12 protein-coding genes are annotated in these 17,193 nt (G+C 61.2%); 10 read left to right on the forward strand and 2 right to left on the reverse strand.

The features are described from left to right. Nucleotides 1-4: 4 nt before the first annotated feature. Genes gspK through gspF form a run of 6 tightly spaced genes read left to right on the forward strand, consistent with a single transcriptional unit; the run spans nt 5 to nt 7,645 of the window. Nucleotides 5-970 (forward strand): type II secretion system minor pseudopilin GspK, encoded by a 966-nt coding sequence (gene gspK, locus ACNFIC_RS02215; RefSeq protein WP_416779601.1) that lies wholly within the window; start codon nt 5-7, stop codon nt 968-970. Beyond that, nucleotides 967-2,139 carry a type II secretion system protein GspL gene (gspL, locus tag ACNFIC_RS02220; RefSeq protein ID WP_416779603.1) on the forward strand — a complete coding sequence of 391 codons (1,173 nt, stop codon included), beginning with the start codon at nt 967-969 and terminating at the stop codon, nt 2,137-2,139. Before gspK ends, gspL begins: the two co-directional genes overlap by 4 nt. Then, on the forward strand, nt 2,129-2,677 hold the full coding sequence (gene gspM / locus ACNFIC_RS02225) for a type II secretion system protein GspM (RefSeq protein WP_416780026.1): 549 nt from the start codon (nt 2,129-2,131) through the stop codon (nt 2,675-2,677). The genes gspL and gspM overlap by 11 nt, the downstream gene beginning before the upstream one ends. Next, complete coding sequence (gene gspD, locus ACNFIC_RS02230; protein WP_416779605.1) at nt 2,674-5,022, forward strand: type II secretion system secretin GspD; 2,349 nt, start codon at nt 2,674-2,676, stop codon at nt 5,020-5,022. The genes gspM and gspD overlap by 4 nt, the downstream gene beginning before the upstream one ends. After that, nucleotides 5,019-6,437, forward strand: a complete 1,419-nt coding sequence (gspE, locus tag ACNFIC_RS02235) for a type II secretion system ATPase GspE (RefSeq protein WP_416779607.1) — start codon at nt 5,019-5,021, stop codon at nt 6,435-6,437. Before gspD ends, gspE begins: the two co-directional genes overlap by 4 nt. Next, nucleotides 6,437-7,645 carry a type II secretion system inner membrane protein GspF gene (gspF, locus tag ACNFIC_RS02240; protein ID WP_416779609.1) on the forward strand — a complete coding sequence of 403 codons (1,209 nt, stop codon included), beginning with the start codon at nt 6,437-6,439 and terminating at the stop codon, nt 7,643-7,645. The genes gspE and gspF overlap by 1 nt, the downstream gene beginning before the upstream one ends. A gap of 63 nt (nt 7,646-7,708) precedes the next feature. Here gspF and ACNFIC_RS02245 read toward each other — a convergent pair whose 3' ends face one another. Beyond that, complete coding sequence (locus tag ACNFIC_RS02245) at nt 7,709-8,851, reverse strand: pectate lyase family protein (protein ID WP_138217588.1); 1,143 nt, start codon at nt 8,849-8,851, stop codon at nt 7,709-7,711. A gap of 575 nt (nt 8,852-9,426) precedes the next feature. On the opposite strand from ACNFIC_RS02245, the gene ACNFIC_RS02250 reads away from it, so the two are divergent. Then, a complete protein-coding gene (locus tag ACNFIC_RS02250; RefSeq protein ID WP_416779611.1) occupies nt 9,427-10,347 on the forward strand; it encodes a LysR substrate-binding domain-containing protein in 921 nt (306 codons plus the stop codon). Between the two features lies 1 nt (nt 10,348). Here ACNFIC_RS02250 and ACNFIC_RS02255 read toward each other — a convergent pair whose 3' ends face one another. Beyond that, nucleotides 10,349-11,362, reverse strand: coding sequence for a GlxA family transcriptional regulator (locus ACNFIC_RS02255; RefSeq protein ID WP_416779613.1), 1,014 nt, complete (start codon nt 11,360-11,362; stop codon nt 10,349-10,351). A gap of 452 nt (nt 11,363-11,814) precedes the next feature. Here ACNFIC_RS02255 and ACNFIC_RS02260 point away from each other — a divergent pair, with 452 nt between their 5' ends. The 3 genes from ACNFIC_RS02260 to ACNFIC_RS02270 all read left to right on the forward strand — a co-directional run bounded on the left by ACNFIC_RS02260 (nt 11,815) and on the right by ACNFIC_RS02270 (nt 17,187). Continuing rightward, on the forward strand, nt 11,815-13,050 hold the full coding sequence (locus tag ACNFIC_RS02260; protein WP_416779615.1) for an aromatic ring-hydroxylating oxygenase subunit alpha: 1,236 nt from the start codon (nt 11,815-11,817) through the stop codon (nt 13,048-13,050). A 235-nt stretch (nt 13,051-13,285) separates the two neighbouring features. Further along, entirely contained in the window at nt 13,286-14,935 is a 1,650-nt protein-coding gene (locus ACNFIC_RS02265) for a VRR-NUC domain-containing protein (protein ID WP_416779616.1), read from the forward strand. After that, nucleotides 14,932-17,187 (forward strand): helicase C-terminal domain-containing protein, encoded by a 2,256-nt coding sequence (locus ACNFIC_RS02270; protein ID WP_416779617.1) that lies wholly within the window; start codon nt 14,932-14,934, stop codon nt 17,185-17,187. Before ACNFIC_RS02265 ends, ACNFIC_RS02270 begins: the two co-directional genes overlap by 4 nt. Nucleotides 17,188-17,193: the final 6 nt, after the last annotated feature.

Raw genomic sequence — 17,193 nt, forward strand, 5'->3', positions numbered from 1 at the left:
TGCCATGCAGTACTCGTTGCCCAAACGCGCCAAACAGCACGGCATGGCCATTATCAGCGCCTTGCTGATCGCTGCTGTGGTGGCGGTCATGGCCGCTGGCATGCTTACCCGCCAGAGCGTATTGACCCGCTCGTTGGAGGCCGAACAGGCCCGTCAGCAAGGCGCTGCGGTGCTGCTTGGCGGCCTCGAAACCAGCCGGCAACTGCTGTGGGATGCGCGGCGCCAGCAAGCCTCAACACGGCTTGACCAGGCGTGGGCGCAACCGATCTACAGTGGCCTGGCACAGGCAGGTTTTGCCGGGCGGCTGGAGGACCAGCAAGGCAAATTCAACCTGCGTAACCTGATCGCCGGCGAGCGTGTCAACGCCAGGGAACTGCGCAGTTTCGAGCGGCTGTGCGCCATGCTTGGCATTGATGCCGGCGTTGCGCAACGTATCAGTCAGCGTGTCATTAGCGCTTATCCGCAGCAGCTGAGCCCACAAGGCGCAGCGCAAAACCGCTATGACAGCGGCCGTTCGACCTCACCAGGCGCCAACGCCAAGCCCCTACCGGCGACCCGGCCAATGCTGCTAAGCCTCGACGACCTTCGCGGTATCAAGGGTGTCAATGAACGTGTGCTGGCGCGCCTGACACCCCATGTGAGCATTATTCCGGTCAGTACCGGGGTCAACGGCAATACCGCCAGTGCCGAGGTACTGGCGGCGGTGGTGCCCGAATTATCGCTGCCCCAGGCGCAGGCTCTGGTCGCAGAGCGTGATCGCGGCCAGTGGTTCATCAATCGCGGCGACTTTCTCAATCGCTTGCGTGCACCGCATTTGAGCGTCGACGATCTTGATGTCGGTATCACCAGCGAATGGTTTCTGCTGCGCGGTTACGCCCGTCGTGACACGCGCCGGGTCAGCCTGGACGCATTGCTGTATCGCCGGGAGAACGACTTGCCCAAGGTGATCTGGTCGAGGCTGGGCCTATGAGTGTGCGTATTGCGTTGCCGCCGCTGGAAAGCCTGACAGTGGACACCGAGCTTGAATTCGCACGCCTGGACCGCGATGGTCGCGTCAGCCAGGCCGGCGTCAGTACGCTGGCGTTGCTCGGGCAGACGGCTCAAACGCAGAGTGTGGTGTGCTTTCTTCACCCAACCGACAGCGTGCTTACCCACGTGCAGTTGCCACCGCTGTCGGCCGCCAAGACCAAGGCGGCAGTGGCCTGCGCGGCGCAGGCGTTGACCCTTGGCCGTATCGAGCAGATGCACGTCGCGCATAGCCCCGCAGATCCCAATGGGCAGGTATTTCTCAGTTGGCTACCGACTGCGGTTTTACAGCGTTTCGGTGCTGTGTTGAGCCGCCACCGTTTGAAGCTGCGGGGGCTTTATCCTGCGCCCTATGGCCTGCCGGTACCACCGCCTGGACACATTAGCGCCTGTGTGCTGGAGGGGCATTTGCTGCTGCGCCACAGCCTGGAGCAAGGCGTGGTTGAGCCACAGGTTCAGCAGCGTCTGGACGCGCTGGCGGCCAATGGCAGCCGCTTGGTCTGGTTCGGTGACGGCGCACCCGCAGCGCTGCCCGATGCACAACCGGCGCAGCAACGATGGGCTGCCGCTTTACCTGCGTGGGGGCTGCATGGTGGTGTTGGCCAGGCATCAGCGCCGCAAACAGGTTGGGGCGGGGCGCTGGCCTGTTGCGCGTTGGCAATCGGCGTGTGGTTGTTGGGCCTGAACCTGTATGCCGCGCGCCAAGCCAGCGAAGGCCAGCAACTTAAATTGCACATGAGCCAGCGGGTCAAACAGGCGTTTCCCGAATTGCCTGTGGTCCTCAATCCACTGCAGCAAGCTCGTCAGCAATTGAGTGCCCGGCAGAACCCTACCGGTAGCGATGCTACCCAGCGCTTTGCCGGCCTGGTGCTGCAAGCTGCCAGTGCGATGCCGTTTATGGTCGGGAATGTGCAGGCACTGGCATTTAAAGACGCAGAGCTGAACCTGAGCTTGTCCGCCGATACGCGGCAACACACTGCAGATGACGCCTGGCAAGCCACCCTGGCCCAGGTCGGCATCGCCGTTCGGGCAACGCCGACAGGCTGGCGCCTGCGCGCGGCCGATGGTGAACCCCGTGACCCCGACGACGGTGCTGCAAGCGATGACGAGTAAGCATTCCCTGCACCGCTGGCGTGGCCAGTGGCTGCAATTCAAGGCCCGCGCCCTTGCCGTTTGGCGGGGCTTGGCCCCGCGTGAAAGACGCATGCTTGTGGGGACTGCGCTGCTGCTGATGGGGCTGTTCAGCTGGCTGGTCCTGATTCAGCCACCCTTGCAGAAAATCGAGTACTGGCAGGTTGAAACTGCAAAGCTGCGTGGGCAATCCCAGGCGCTCGAGCAGTTGCTGCGTGAGGTGCCGGTGTCGAGCGCCGGCCAGTCGCTCGAAGCGGCCCTGCGTCAAAGCCTGGATGCGCGCGGCCTGGCCGGGTACTACCAATTGACGCCCATGCAGAGCGGCTGGCAGTTGACGTTTGAGGCGGCTCAGGCCGACGTGGTCATCGGCTGGCTGATAATCAACCCAAGGCAATTTTCTCTGTACGTGGTCGAGGCCCGATTGCAGCGTGCAAGCGAAGCCGAGACCGATGATAGGGCAGGCACTCTGTCGGGAACTGTCCGCATGGATCAGGCGCGAGACGCTAAGGAAGCTTCATGAAGTGGTCAGGTTCCAATCATGCGCGCCGCGCTGCGCCGTTACTGTTGTTGGCGCTGAGCGCCTGCAGTACGCAAACGCCGCCAAACCCGCCCCCCCTGCTGGTTGACAGTGAACTCGGTCGGCCTCTGGCCAATACCCAGCGCAGCGGCGATGTATTACTGGAGCGCCAACGTGCCCAGGCTCAGATCGAGCGGCAGGCGCGGCCGCAGCGCATCGCCGTCGCTGCGCAGCATCGGGGCGGCGCAAGTGCCAACAGCGCTGCGCCGGTCAACCCCCTGGGTAGCCAGCCTGTGAGCCTGAATTTCGTCGATGCCGACATTCAGGCGGTGGTGCGCGGGTTGTCGCGCGCCACTGGCCGACAGTTTCTGGTCGACCCTCGCGTGACCGGTTCGCTAACCTTGGTGTCCGACAACGAAGTGCCGGCCCATCAGGCCTACGACATGTTGCTGGCGGCCCTGCGCATGCAGGGGTTCAGCGTGGTCGACGTCGGCGGTGTGGCACATGTGCTACCAGAGGCCGATGCGAAGTTACTGGGTGGGCCGGTGTATAGTGCCGACCGCCCGGCTGCCAATGGCATGCTCACACGCACCTTTCGCTTGCAGTATGAAAACGCAGTGAACCTGATCCCTGTGCTGCGCCCGATCGTTTCGCCGAACAACCCGATCAACGCCTATCCCGGCAACAACACCCTGGTCATCACCGACTACGCCGACAACCTGGCACGCGTGGCCCAACTGCTCGACAACATCGACAGTCCCAGCGCCATCGATACCGATGTAGTGCCGCTTCAGAACGGCATTGCGGTGGATATCGCCAGCATGGTCGCGCAACTGCTGGAGCAGCCGGGCGGCGACCCGACCCAGAAGATTTCGCTGGTGGGCGACCCACGCTCGAACTCGATCATCATCCGTGCCGGTAGCCCTGAGCGCACCGAGCTTGCGCGAAACCTGGTGTACAAACTCGACAACGCCCAGAGCAATCCAGGCAACCTGCATGTGGTGTACCTGCGTAACGCCCAAGCGGCGAAGCTGGCCCAGGCATTACGCGGCTTGCTTACCGGTGAGAGCGACAACGCCGCCGCTGATAGCGGGCGTTCGCTGCTGAGCGCAATGGGCGGCAACATTAGCGGGCAGGGGGGCCAAAACGGCACCAGCCAGAGCTTGAGCAGCGCAGGTACTAGCGGCAACGGTAGCGCCTACGGGCAAGGCGACGGCAACCCGAGCAGCCTGGCCGCTGCCCAGGCGCAGGAGCAAAGTGTCGCTTTCAGCGCTGGCGGTGCCACGATCCAGGCCGATGCCACCACCAACACGCTGCTGATTTCTGCGCCCGAGCCGCTGTACCGCAACCTGCGGGAAGTCATCGACATGCTGGACCAGCGCCGCGCACAGGTGGTGATCGAGAGCCTGATCGTCGAGGTTGGCGAGGACGATGCCAACGAATTCGGCGTGCAGTGGCAAAGCGGCGACCTCGCCGGCAAGGGTGTGTTCAGCGGCGCCAACCTGGGCGGCAGCGGGGTGCGAGCCGGCGGCCTTACCAACATCGATGCGCTGCCCGGCGGCTTGAGCCTGGGGTACGTCGACGGCACGGTGAACATCCCCGGAATCGGCAATGTCCTGGACCTTAAAGTGCTGGCCCGGGCCCTCAAGAGCAAAGGCGGCAGCAACGTGCTGTCAACGCCGAACCTGCTGACCCTGGATAATGAAGCTGCGAGCATTTTCGTCGGTCAGACGATTCCGTTCGTCAGCGGCAGCTACGTGACCGGCGGCGGCGGTACCAGCAACAATCCGTTCCAGACAGTGACGCGCGAGGAAGTCGGGCTCAAACTCAATGTCCGCCCACAGATATCCGAAGGCGGCACGGTCAAGCTCGACATCTACCAGGAAGTCAGCAGCATCGACGAGCGGGCATCGAGCAGCGCGAGTTCAGCGGGCGTGGTGACCAACAAGCGCGCGATCGACACCAGCATCCTGCTCGACGACGGACAGATCATGGTGCTCGGCGGCCTGCTGCAAGACGGCTACACCCAGAGCAACGAGGCGGTCCCTTGGTTGTCGAGCATTCCCGGGCTCGGGGCTTTTTTTCGCAGTGAGCGTCGGGCCACCACCAAGACCAATCTGATGGTGTTCCTGCGGCCTTATATCATCCGCGACAGTGCCGGCGGACGGGCGATCACCCTGAACCGCTACGATTTCATCCGTCGCTCCCAGGGCGCGTTGCAGCCACAGCGTAGTTGGGCGATGCCGGACATGCAGGCGCCGCAATTACCCGCATCGGAGGTGGGGGTGCCGGCGTCAGCGGCGAGCAGCCAACCCCGTGCGGTGATTCGCGCGGTGCCGCTGCAATGAGCGCATTGCCCTACGCCTGGGCCAAGGCTCAGCGCATCCTGCTGCGCCATGGCGAGGAGGGCGCGGTGCTGACGGTTTGCCCATCGACACCCGGTTGGTCGATCACTGAAGTGCGCCGACAGTTCGGCGCGGCGCGGCTTGAGCAGGTGCCTGATGAGGAACTCGACGGCTTGCTCGCCGCCGCCTACGCCGATACCGGAAGTGCGGCGGCGGTGGTCGGCGAGGCACAAAACGAAGTCGACCTTGATCGCTTGATGGAGGACATCCCGGAAATTACCGACCTGCTGGACACCCAGGACGGTGCTCCGGTGATCCGCATGATCAACGCATTGCTCACCCAGGCGGCGCGTGACGAGGCCAGTGACATTCACATTGAACCTTATGAAAATCATTCCGTGGTGCGCTACCGTGTCGACGGCACGCTGCGTGACGTGGTATCGCCGCGTAAGGCCCTGCATGCGGCGCTGGTGTCACGAATAAAGATCATGGCGCAACTGGACATCGCCGAAAAACGCCTGCCCCAGGACGGCCGCATTGCATTGCGGGTGGCGGGCAGGCCAGTCGATATCCGCGTATCGACGGTACCCACTGGCCATGGTGAACGGGTGGTGATGCGCTTGCTCGACAAACAGGCCGGGCGCCTGCAACTGGAAGCCCTCGGCATGGACGCGCAGGTGTTGGCCAGGCTGGACAACCTGATCCGTCAGCCCCACGGCATCGTATTGGTGACCGGGCCCACCGGCAGCGGAAAGACCACCAGCCTCTACGCGGCCCTCGCACGCCTGGACGCCAGCACCAGCAACATCCTGACCGTTGAAGACCCGGTGGAGTACGACCTGCCGGGCATCAGCCAGATCCAAGTCAATACCAAGATCGACATGACTTTTGCCCTGGCCTTGCGGGCAATCCTGCGTCAGGACCCGGATATCATCATGATCGGCGAGATCCGCGACCTTGAAACCGCGCAAATCGCAGTGCAGGCATCGTTGACCGGGCATCTGGTGCTGGCCACCCTGCACACCAATGATGCGGTATCGGCAGTCAACCGGCTGATCGACATGGGGGTCGAGCCGTTCCTGCTGGCATCCTCGATGCTTGGCGTGCTGGCGCAAAGGCTGGTGCGGCGTCTGTGCAGCTATTGCAAGCAGCAAGACCCGGTGCACCAGGGTATCTGGCGACCGGTTGGCTGTAGCGCCTGCAACCACACCGGCTACAGCGGCCGCACCGGCATCCATGAGTTGTTCTGTATCGACGATGGCATTCGTGCGCTGATCCACCAAGGGGCGGGTGAACTGGCGCTGCGTGCCGCCGCTCGCGAAGCGGGTATGCTCAGCCTGCGGGAAGACGGTGAACGCTGGGTGCGCGCTGGAGCCACCTCGCCAGAAGAAATCTTGCGTGTGACACGGGACACCTGATGGATCGCTATCGTTTCGAGGCCGCCGACGCCACCGGCAAGTTGGAATCCGGGCACATCGAAGCCGAAAGCCTGCGCGCGGCGTTCGGCATATTGCACAGCCGTGGCCTCACGGCACTCTCGGTGCAGCTTGAAAATCCCATGTCTGCCGGCAACGCTGCGTTGTTCAGTGCCAGGTTTTCCGACAACGATCTCGCCTGGGCGACCCGGCAACTGGCGAGCCTGCTGGGCGCCAGTTTGCCGTTGGAAGCTGCACTGAGTGCAACGGTCGAGCAGGCGGAGAAAAAACACATCGCTCAGACCTTGAGCGCGGTGCGCGCCGATGTGCGCGGTGGCATGCGCCTGGCGCAGGCCCTGGCGACAAGGCCACGGGATTTTCCGGCGATCTACCGCGCCTTGATCAGCGCCGGCGAAGAGTCCGGCGACCTCGCGCAAGTGATGGAACGCCTGGCCGACTACATCGAAGAGCGCAACAACCTGCGCAGCAAGATCCTCACTGCGTTCATCTACCCGGGCGTGGTGGGTGTGGTGTCGATTGCGATCGTGATTTTTCTGCTGAGTTATGTGGTGCCGCAGGTGGTCAGTGCGTTTTCCCAGGCTCGCCAGGACTTGCCGGGGTTGACCCTGGCGATGCTCAATGCCAGTGATTTCATACGGGGTTGGGGAGGGCTATGTTTCGCACTCATGACCGCCAGCTTCGTGGCATGGCGGCTGTACTTGCGTAACCCGGTGGCGCGCCTGAACTGGCACAGCCGGGTGCTGCGCTTGCCCTTGCTTGGACGCTTCGTGCTGGGCTTGAACACGGCGCGTTTCGCCTCGACCCTGGCGATCCTGGGCGCTGCCGGGGTGCCGTTGTTGCGCGCCCTGGAGGCGGCGCGACAAACCCTGTCCAATGATCGGCTGAGCTTGAGCGTGAGTGACGCCACGGCGAAGGTGCGCGAAGGGGTAAACCTTGCGCCTGCGTTGCGTGTGGAGAATGTCTTTCCGCCGCTGCTGATCCACCTGATTGCCAGTGGTGAAAAAACCGGTTCTCTGCCGCCGATGCTGGAGCGCGCTGCGCAGACTTTGTCGCGTGATATCGAGCGTCGGGCCATGGCCATGACGGCGCTGCTCGAGCCGCTGATGATCGTCGTGATGGGCGCGGTGGTGCTGATGATCGTGATGGCCGTGCTATTACCGATAATCGAGATCAACCAGTTGGTGCAGTAGCCGCAGTACACTGAAAAAGCCCTCGTCACCGAGGGCTTTTCATTGCTGGATATAGCTGGTCAGTCAGATCTTGCCGGCCCCGGCCTTGGCCTTGACGTCCGCTGCGACCTTGTCTGCCGTCAGCGGCTTGTAGGTGTACGGCGGGGTCCAGCCGATGCTCGAGTTCCAGGAACAGCTCAGCGTCTTGCCATTTAGGGTCGAGCCGCTGTCGCGGTATACGCTGCCGCCGTAGTCGCCGGCGATCTTGTCGCAGCTGCTGATGCCATTGATCTCGAACGCGTTGTTCTCGGAGAAGATTTTCGAGCTCTTGCCAACGCCATGCGCGTACGAGAAGGGGTAGACCTTATCGCTGGTGCTGCCCACGTGGTAGTTGTTGTACAGGTGTACCTGGCCGAAGCGCACGCGCGGGGCGCGGGCCGAAATGTTCTCGAACAGGGAGTTGTGGATCGTCACCTTGAGCTTGCCATCATCGGTGGTGCGGCTGTCGCTCGAACCGATCAGGTTGTTTTTTTCGTGGGACTTGAACACGGTGTACGAGATGGTCACGTAGTTGGCGCCGTTCTTCACGTCCAGCGCGCCGTCGTGGTGCTGTTTCGGGCGACCGTTGGCGGTGCCATTCTGCGCATCGGTGCGGCGGCCATCGGTGAAGGTCACATGGTCAACCCACACGTTGTTGGCGCCCTCGATGGTCAAACCATCGTATTCGGAGTTCCAGTTACCTTCCTTGCCATCATCGGCGTCCCAGATCGGCTCCGGGTCCCAAGGGTTCTCTATGGTGAGGTTGCGAATGATCACGTCGTTTTCTTTGGCGTAGAAGAAACCTTCGCGGATCTCAGCATTGCTGCTGGTGCCGACGATGGTGGTTTTGCCGGGAATGTCCAGGCGACCACGCTTCTTCATGTCAGCAGTCGTCGTATAAGCCTTGCCTTCACTGACGTCGATCACCCCGGTGATTTTGATGATGCGTCCGTTGCTACCCACCGACGCACTGAGTGCGGTTTTCAACTCGGCAGCGTTCTTTACCGTGTAGATGTTGGCCGCAGCTGCCTTGGAGCCGCCCTTGGTTCCGCCGTTCTGAGTGGCCCAGCCGGTGGTGGCCGACTCCAGCCAAATGTCTGCAGCGTGCGCAGGCAGGCTGCCCAGCACAAGGGCGCCGACCAGGGCGCTGGCCAGTTTGCTCGGGGTAAAGGTTGATGGTTTTGCCATGAGTAATCAGATCCTTGATTAACGTGGTTTTTGAACACGCACGAGTGTGGCGTGTTTCATGAGCGGACGTCCGTGCCATCGGTGCAGCGAATCGAACGTCCGCTGCACGAAAAATACTATCACGCATTGAAATGTTGTCGTACAACTGATCGCGTATTGATGCCAATCTTTATTTGAAAAAGCAGGCATTGCTTGGCTGCGAAAGCGATTCTGCCGGGGGGGGGCGAAAAATGCAGGTGTGCCGGCACTCAGGTTGGATAGCCGGCATAGCGCTTCAGCGCTGAGGCCATACAACGTTCTTGGATCAGTGTGCGCCCAGGAGTGTCTTGGTATCTCTGGGCCTGGGGATATCCGCGACTCTCAGTTTTCGTTGTGATGACTGCGTTTTCACACAGCCCTGCGGCCGTTAGCGTTCAACACGGTTTAAGTCTATGACTTTCAATAAGAAATAGTGCCTACCTGGTCTAAAAATGGCTTTCAAACGGCAAGCGCAGGCAGCTCTGTCATAAAGCAAAATTTTCTGCCACTGTTCGCTACGGCGCCGGGCTGAGCGTCGAGGCTTGTTGGGACGTTGCATGAAAACATCAGAGCAAAGCAGCACTCAGCGTGGTTATCGGCGGATCATTCCGTCGATGACCGCGCTGCTTGAGTTTGAAGCAGTAGCCCGTAACAGCAGCATCACCCTGGCTGCTCGGGAGTTAGGCGTAACCCAAGCTGCGGTAAGCAAGCAGATTCGAATCCTAGAGGAAAATATCGGGACTCAGCTTTTTCAACGTATGCCTCGCGGCGTTCGCCTTACCGGTGAAGGACAGGCCTTGTTCGCCGTGATGTCCGAATCGCTGCAGAAGGTCGCGGCGGTGTTTGATCGACTCTCTGAGGGCTGCGGTGAGCAGCAATTGGTGCTCAGCACCACTGCGACCTTTTCGCACCTGCGTGTTATGCCCCGGCTAAACGGTCTCCAAGCTGCGATGCCGTTTATACGCTTGCGGCTCGCGACCCAGATGTTCACGGGTGATCTGCGTAACCATGATGTGGACTTGATGGTGCGGTACGGCAACGGTAGGTGGATGGACGGCACCGCACTGCACTTGTTTGACGAAGAGGTCTTTCCGGTGTGCTCACCGGCCTGGCTGGCTCGAAATTCAGTGCCTTCATCCTTGGAGGCGCTTTACACGGCAGATCTACTTGATGCCGAAGCCACTACTGAGGGTTGGATGACATGGCCAACATGGTTCCGCGCGCTAGGTGCAAGTCCGCCTAAACTTGGTTATCGCCTGCGCTGCCAACTGTACACTGATACGATCCAAGCTGCTCTGCACGGGCATGGGGTTGCGCTGGGTTGGGGGCGGATGCTCGACCATTTGTTAGCATCGGGCGAGTTGGTGCGTTTGACGGATTTTCTGATAAAGCCCAAAGAAGCCTATTATCTGGTAGTGCCCCAGGGGCGCGATACCACGAGTACGATCATGGGCCTCGCGCAATGGTTACGTCGCTAGGCTACATCTCGTAGCGGATCTCTTTGGAGGGTGGGTGCCCGAAAAAGGCACTGTATGACCTACTGAAATGGGTGCATGAAACGAAGCCGCACGCGATCGACACATCGAAGATCGAGGCGTTTGAGTTCTGTATGAGCCGGCGAGCTTCGGTGATCCTGAGCTGGAAGTAGTACTTCTGAGGCGTGGTGTTCAGCTGATCTCTAAATAGCCTCTGAATCTGCCTGACTGACAAACCGACGACCTGAGCGAGCTGCTCGGGACTCAATGTGTCTTCGAGGTTGGATTCCATCATCGCTATGATGTCCCTTAACGTCTTACTTACTTTCGGCTGCTGGGATCTCTGAAAACTCCGATGCTTGCTCTGGTCGGAGTCCAGGGTGTCCAACACCGCATCGGCAAGTGCAGGGCTTGAGCCGTAGCCCAGCCAGCGAATCATCATGTCAAAAGTACCGGTTGGGGTGGCCGACGTCATTCGGTTGTGATCGAACACCCAGGCATCATGAGAGACGCTGGCATAGGGCGCGCGCTCGGCAAGCGCTGTGCGCTGTTCTGCGTGAATTGCGCAGCGATAGCCATCTAGCAGCCCTGTCGCTCCCAAATACCACGCGCCATTCCAGAGCCCGCCGAGGGCAACTGGAAGCTTCGAGATCGTCTTGAGTAGCGACGACAGCCAATTCGGTACCGTACGGGCTGCGCGCAGGCCACCGCAAATGACCATGAGATCCAGGTCAGATAGGCGGATATCCGTTAGCGGCGTATCGGGGCGGATTGGAATGCCCAGATCGCTCATGACTTCAGCAGGGGTGTGGCTGAACGTGTGCACCCGCACCGCGCCTGGGCAGAGAAGATTGGCAGTTACCAAAACATCCAATGCTTGGGTGAAGCAGGGCAACGAGAAGTTTTCGAGCAGGAGGAAGCCTACTCGGGATGTTTTACGCTCACGCCGTTCTTGGGTAATAAAGCCCAAATTGCGGTCGGCGAACGTACGGCTAAATTCTCTTGTGATTGTTTTCATTGGGGCACCTAGCAGCCCAAGCCCAATGCTTGACTAAATTATTGAATTAAAGCGTTTGCTCGTGAAAGCGATTGAATCATCAGGTTTGGCCCCAGTAAATGACCGGGTCTTGTAGCGCGTCGGTTCAAATAATGGGTCGAAAGGTGACGTCGAAGATGTACCGAAGCCCCGTGGGACCCTTTTAACATACGGTCGGGCGGCAGAGTTTGTCCAGCGAAGTGTGTAGAAAGCTTGGTATAACTTTAAGTTATGGCATGGGTAATTTTAGTGCCGTAGTGGACTTCAAAGTTCCTGCGTACTCTGTAGCGGTAGACGACTGTGCGGCGGTTGAGGAGCGGTGCGAAGAATATCGCAGACGCACGCAGATCCAGACACCTTACTGGCTATCTACAAGAATAACGTCTCAGTCATTTTGTGCCTGTCGGTAACGGCGCCGCGCAGGGAGGATAATAATGAACAGCAACGAATCGGTCATTAGCCTGATCAAGCAACGAAAGGCTCGCCATGTGTTGCCGCGCGAGCTTTATTTCGACCCGGAGGTATATCGCCAGGATCTTGAACACATCTGGCATAAAGACTGGGTCTTCGCTGGACACACCTTCGAAATTCCAAAGACCGGTCAGTATTTTACTTTACAAATCGGCGACTACCCGGTTGCCGTTGTGCGTGGCAAGGACGGTGAAGTTAGAGCCTTCCATAACGCGTGCCGCCACCGTGGTGCCAAGGTCTGCGAGCATGCGAGTGGCAAAGTGGCAAAGCTGGTCTGCCCATATCACAAGTGGACGTTCGAGCTCGACGGCAACCTGATCTACGCAGGCAACATGGGCGCCGACTTCGATCGCTCGAACTACGGTCTGAAGACCGTCCATGTCGAGGTGGTACACACCTATATCTATGTCTGCGTCGCCGCGAAGGCACCTGACTTCTCCAATTTCCGCGCCGCCGTCACCCCGTTCATCGCGCCGCACTTTCTGGAAAACTGCAAGGTCGCCTTCGAGTCGAATCTGGTCGAGAAGGGCAACTGGAAGCTGGTGTTCGAAAACAACCGGGAGTGCTACCACTGCGAAGGCACTCACCCAGAACTTCTCAATTCGTTCGTCGAAAACGTGTCGGTGGCTGGTGTCGGCGGGGATGATGATCCGGAGCTGGTCGCTCACTGGGACCGCTGCGAAGCTGCTGGGATGCCTAGCCGATTGAATATGGATCCCATGGGTCGTTTCCGCATGACACGTATTCCGTTGTCCGCCGGCGCGGTCAGTTACACGATGGACGGGAAGCCAGCGGTGGCGGGACGCCTGGACAAGAGCGGTGAAGCAGATATCGGGGCCCTGCTGTATTTCAATTATCCGTCGACCTGGAACCATTTTCTGGGTGACCACGCACTGAGCTTCCGCGTGCTGCCGATTGGCCCAGGTGAGACGCTGGTCACCACTAAATGGCTGGTGCCGCAGTCCGCTGTCGAGGGTGTGGATTACGACCTTGATCGCTTGACCAAAGTTTGGCTCGCCACCAACGATCAAGATCGTCGATTGGTTGAAGGCACCCATGCCGGCGTGTCTTCGCCTGCATACCAGCCAGGGCCGTTCTCCGAGAACGCCGAAAATGGCGTCTGCCAGTTTGACGATTGGTACTGCGCGACAATGTTGGAGCGTTTAGGCGGGCGCCCTCAATTGAAGTCAGTAGGCTAAACGTATCCACAACGGCGCTTTAAGCGCCGTTTTTATTTGTCGCAGACTTTCAGAGAGCGAAGGCAATAGCCAGCCAAATGCCCATTAAACGCTCAGGTTTGGCAAGACGCGGCCCTGATTGGTGATACCGGGCTCAGTGCAAAATCGGTTGACCGCGGACGCGACCCGCGGTGCTTGCCTTGGACTGGGGTCTGTATGTATAAACAGTGCTCTTTGTCGTGCCTAGCCGTGTCCTGTGATTGCCCATTCTGTCGACGACCCATTCTATTACCTGCACAACTTCCGCCAAGTCCTGGCTTGGGTAGAGCAGCGCTATGCCGACCTGTTGGAGCCTGCCGAGCGGGCGTTCATCCAGACCTTCGGCCTGCTGCCGCTGCCGTCTCAGGCGCTGTTGGTGCGCATGGTGATGCGCAAGGGCGAGTGGTTTCGAAGCGACAAGCTCGTCTATGCCGAGATTGGCGACACCCAGGCCGCCTTGGCCCCACTGTTGGCGTTGGGTTGGGTCGATGAGGCAGCAGCGCTGACGCTCGAGCAACTGGTCGGCCTGTTGCGCAAGGATGAAGTGGTGCAGTGCTTCGCTACACGGCTGGCGCAGCCTCGGGCGGGCAAGGCCGAACTGCTGGCCCAATTGCAGGCTCACGACATGGCGCCCCGTCCGTTGGTGCAGTGGTACCCCGGTTTCAGCGTGCAAATCCTGCATTGGCGCTTGCAGTCGGTGTGCGACCGGCTGCGCCTGTTGTTCTTTGGCAACCTGTATCAGGACTGGTCCGAATTCGTGCTGGCCGACCTTGGCGTATGGCGCTATGAACAGGTGGCGTTCAGCGACGATTCGCGGGCGCTGCGCTCGCGTGGCGAGGTGGACCTGGCCATGGCCTTGCACCACTGCGCCGAGCGGCTGGAGCAAGGCGAGCGGCCTGCTACGTTACTGGCGCTCTTGCACGGGCTGGCCAGTCCCAACCCATGGCTGGCCCGGCGCCATGCGCGCGTGCTGTTCGCTTTGGGTCAACACTGCGAACGGTTGGGCGACTGGGAGCTGGCCTTACAGGCCTATGCGGGGTGCGCCCATCCCGAGGCACGCATCCGTCAGGTACGCGTGTACGAACGCAGCGAGCAGTGGCATGCAGCCTATCGGCTGGCTCAACAGATGGCCACGGCGCCTGCCAATGCCTTGGAACGTCAGGCCCTGGAACGCATGCTGCCGCGTCTGGCACGCAAGCTCGGCGGGCCGCCGCAGCCGCGCAAACGCGTGGCTGCGGTGCAGTCGATCGAGCTGGAACTACCGGCGGAGCTGGCCGTTTTGGGGGTTGAGGAGGCCGTGCGTGTGCACTTGCAGGGGCAGGGCGGGGTGGCCCACTACGTGGAGAACACCCTGTTCAATAGCTTGTTTGGACTCTTGTGCTGGGAGGCGATTTTTGCGCCGTTGCCTGGGGCGTTCTTCCATCCGTTTCAGGCGGGCCCTCAAGACCTGCACGACGCTGATTTTCTGCCGCGTCGGGCGGCGCTGTTCGAGCGCTGCCTGGGGCAACTGGACGACGGCAGCCACCGCCAGGCCATTCGTGATTGCCGTGCCGCCAAGCATGGTCTGCAATCACCGTTCGTGTTTTGGCACATGCTCGAGGACGAATTGCTCGAGCACGCGCTCGCCTGCTTGCCGCCGGCGCACCTAAAGGCGTGTTTCGAGCGTCTGCTACAGGACATTCGCAACAACCGCGCCGGGATGCCTGACTTGATCCAGTTTTGGCCCGACGAAGGCCGCTACCGCATGGTCGAGGTCAAGGGGCCGGGGGATCGACTGCAAGACAACCAATTGCGTTGGCTGGAATTCTGTCAACAACACGGCTTGCCGGTAGCTGTGTGCCATGTGCGTTGGCAGGCGGTGGCATGAGTTACCGCGTGGCGGTGCGCGCGCTCTGCGAGTTCAGCGCCAAGCAGGGCGATCTGGACCTGCGCTTCACGCCCTCGCCCAGTGCCCAGGAGGGGATCGCCGGCCACCGCCGCGTGGTTGCACGGCGAGGCCCCGGCTACGAGGTCGAGGTGGCTTTGGAAGGCGAATACCGGGGACTGCTGGTGCGCGGCCGGGCCGATGGGTACGACCCGGGGCTCAATCGCCTGGAAGAGATCAAGACCCATCGCGGTGACCTGGCGCGTCAGCCCGATAACCATCGACAGCTGCATTGGGCCCAGGCCAAGGTCTATGCCTGGCTGTTGTGCCAGGCCCGCCAATTGCAGCGTATCGAAATCGCGCTGGTATATCTGGACGTCGACAGCGATGCCCAGACCGTCATCAGCGAACCTTACGAGGCCGCCGAGTTGCAGCGGTTCTTCGAAACCCAGTGTCAGCGCTTCCTGGCCTGGGCCAGCGCTCAGGAGGCACGCTTGGGCGAGCGGGACCTCGGTTTGAAGGCACTGGCGTTTCCGTATCCTGCGTTGCGCCAAGGTCAGCGCCAGTTGGCTGAAACCCTGTATAAGGCCGTCAGCACCGGCCGCTGCCTGATGGCCCAGGCCAGCACTGGCATTGGCAAGACCCTCGGTACGCTGTTCCCGCTGCTCAAGGCCATGGTGCCGCAGCAGTTGGACAAACTCTACTTTCTGACCGCCAAGACTCCGGGGCGCGCGCTGGCCTTGGATGCCCTGCGCCAGATCACCCAGGGCAGTGCGCAGCCAGCCTTGCGTACCTTGGAGCTGATCGCCCGCGACAAGGCTTGCGAGCATCCCGGCAGCGCTTGCCATGGCGATGCCTGCCCGCTGGCCAAGGGCTTCTACGACCGCCTCGGCGCAGCGCGCGAGGCCGCCGCACAGATCGCCGTGCTTGATCGCGCGGCACTGCGCGAGGTGGCCTTGGCGCACCAGGTCTGCCCGTACTACCTCGCACAGGAAATGGCCCGCTGGGTCGATCTGCTGGTGGCTGACTACAACTACTATTTCGACACCCATGCCTTGCTGTTCGGGCTGGCCCAGGCCAACCAGTGGCGCACGGCAGTCCTGGTGGACGAGGCGCACAACTTGGTTGAGCGCGGTCGGCAGATGTACAGCGCGAGCCTCGATCAAGGCCAGTTACAGGCACTGCGCCAGAGCAAGCCTGCCGGCCTAGGCAGCGCGCTGGAGCGCCTCAACCGCCAGTGGAACGCGCTGTACAAGGCGCAAGTGGCGCCTTACCAGGCCAGTGAGCAGTTGCCGCAGGCACTGTTGCGGGCCCTGCAGCAATGCGTGGGGCTGATTCAGGAACGGATGAACCAGGCACCCAACGAGGTGCAGCCCAAGGTGCTGGAGTTCTACTTCCAGGCCTTGCAGTTCAGCCGGGTCGCCGAACTGTTCGACGAGCATTTCGTGTTCGATATCAGTCAGCGCAAGGGTACCAAGGGCCGACGTCTGGCTACCTTGTGCCTGCGCAACATCGTACCGGCGCGCCTGCTGGGGCCAAGGATGGCTGCCGCACGCAGCGTCACGCTGTTTTCCGCCACGCTCAACCCTCGGCACTTCTACAGTGACCTGCTGGGCATGCCGGTCGACACCGCCTGGCTGGAAGTGGCCGCACCGTTTCGTGCCGAGCAGTTGCAGGTGCGTATCGTCAGCGAGGTGTCTACCCGCTATCAGCAGCGCCAGGCGTCGCTAGCGCCCATCGTCGAGTTGATCGCTACGCAGTTTCAGGCCCAGCCTGGCAACTACCTGGCGTTTTTCAGCAGCTTCGAGTACCTGGAGCAGGTCGCGCAGTTACTGGCCCAGCGTTATCCGGCGCTACCCCAGTGGCGGCAGTCACCCGGCATGGATGAAGCCAGCCGCGAGGCATTCCTGGCGCGTTTCGTGGCCGATGGGCAGGGCGTCGGCTTCGCCGTGCTCGGTGGTGCGTTTGGTGAGGGGGTGGATTTGCCCGGCACGCGCCTGATCGGCGCCTTTGTCGCGACCCTCGGGCTGCCCCAGGTCAACCCGGTCAACGAACAGTTCAAACAGCGCCTGGGGCGTCAGTTCGGTGCCGGCTTCGACTACGCCTATCTGTACCCTGGCGTGCGCAAGGTGATCCAGGCGGCGGGGCGGGTGATCCGTAGCGACCACGACCGCGGTGTGCTGGTGTTGATCGACGAGCGTTTCGCCGAACCCCGGGTGCGGCAGATGTTCCCAAGCTGGTGGCAATCGGCCTGAACGCGC

The organism is Pseudomonas sp. NY15463 (genome assembly GCF_048068415.1).
Taxonomy (GTDB): Bacteria; Pseudomonadota; Gammaproteobacteria; order Pseudomonadales; family Pseudomonadaceae; genus Aquipseudomonas; species Aquipseudomonas mosselii_C.

Excerpts from the sequence above, each read along its gene's own strand:
- gspK (WP_416779601.1), top strand. The coding sequence starts at position 5 with ATGCAGTACTCGTTGCCCAAACGCGCCAAACAGCACGGCATGGCCATT.
- gspL (WP_416779603.1), top strand. The coding sequence starts at position 967 with ATGAGTGTGCGTATTGCGTTGCCGCCGCTGGAAAGCCTGACAGTGGAC.
- gspM (WP_416780026.1), top strand. The coding sequence starts at position 2,129 with ATGACGAGTAAGCATTCCCTGCACCGCTGGCGTGGCCAGTGGCTGCAA.
- gspD (WP_416779605.1), top strand. The coding sequence starts at position 2,674 with ATGAAGTGGTCAGGTTCCAATCATGCGCGCCGCGCTGCGCCGTTACTG.
- gspE (WP_416779607.1), top strand. The coding sequence starts at position 5,019 with ATGAGCGCATTGCCCTACGCCTGGGCCAAGGCTCAGCGCATCCTGCTG.
- gspF (WP_416779609.1), top strand. The coding sequence starts at position 6,437 with ATGGATCGCTATCGTTTCGAGGCCGCCGACGCCACCGGCAAGTTGGAA.
- ACNFIC_RS02245 (WP_138217588.1), bottom strand. The coding sequence starts at position 8,851 with ATGGCAAAACCATCAACCTTTACCCCGAGCAAACTGGCCAGCGCCCTG.
- ACNFIC_RS02250 (WP_416779611.1), top strand. The coding sequence starts at position 9,427 with ATGAAAACATCAGAGCAAAGCAGCACTCAGCGTGGTTATCGGCGGATC.
- ACNFIC_RS02255 (WP_416779613.1), bottom strand. The coding sequence starts at position 11,362 with ATGAAAACAATCACAAGAGAATTTAGCCGTACGTTCGCCGACCGCAAT.
- ACNFIC_RS02260 (WP_416779615.1), top strand. The coding sequence starts at position 11,815 with ATGAACAGCAACGAATCGGTCATTAGCCTGATCAAGCAACGAAAGGCT.
- ACNFIC_RS02270 (WP_416779617.1), top strand. The coding sequence starts at position 14,932 with ATGAGTTACCGCGTGGCGGTGCGCGCGCTCTGCGAGTTCAGCGCCAAG.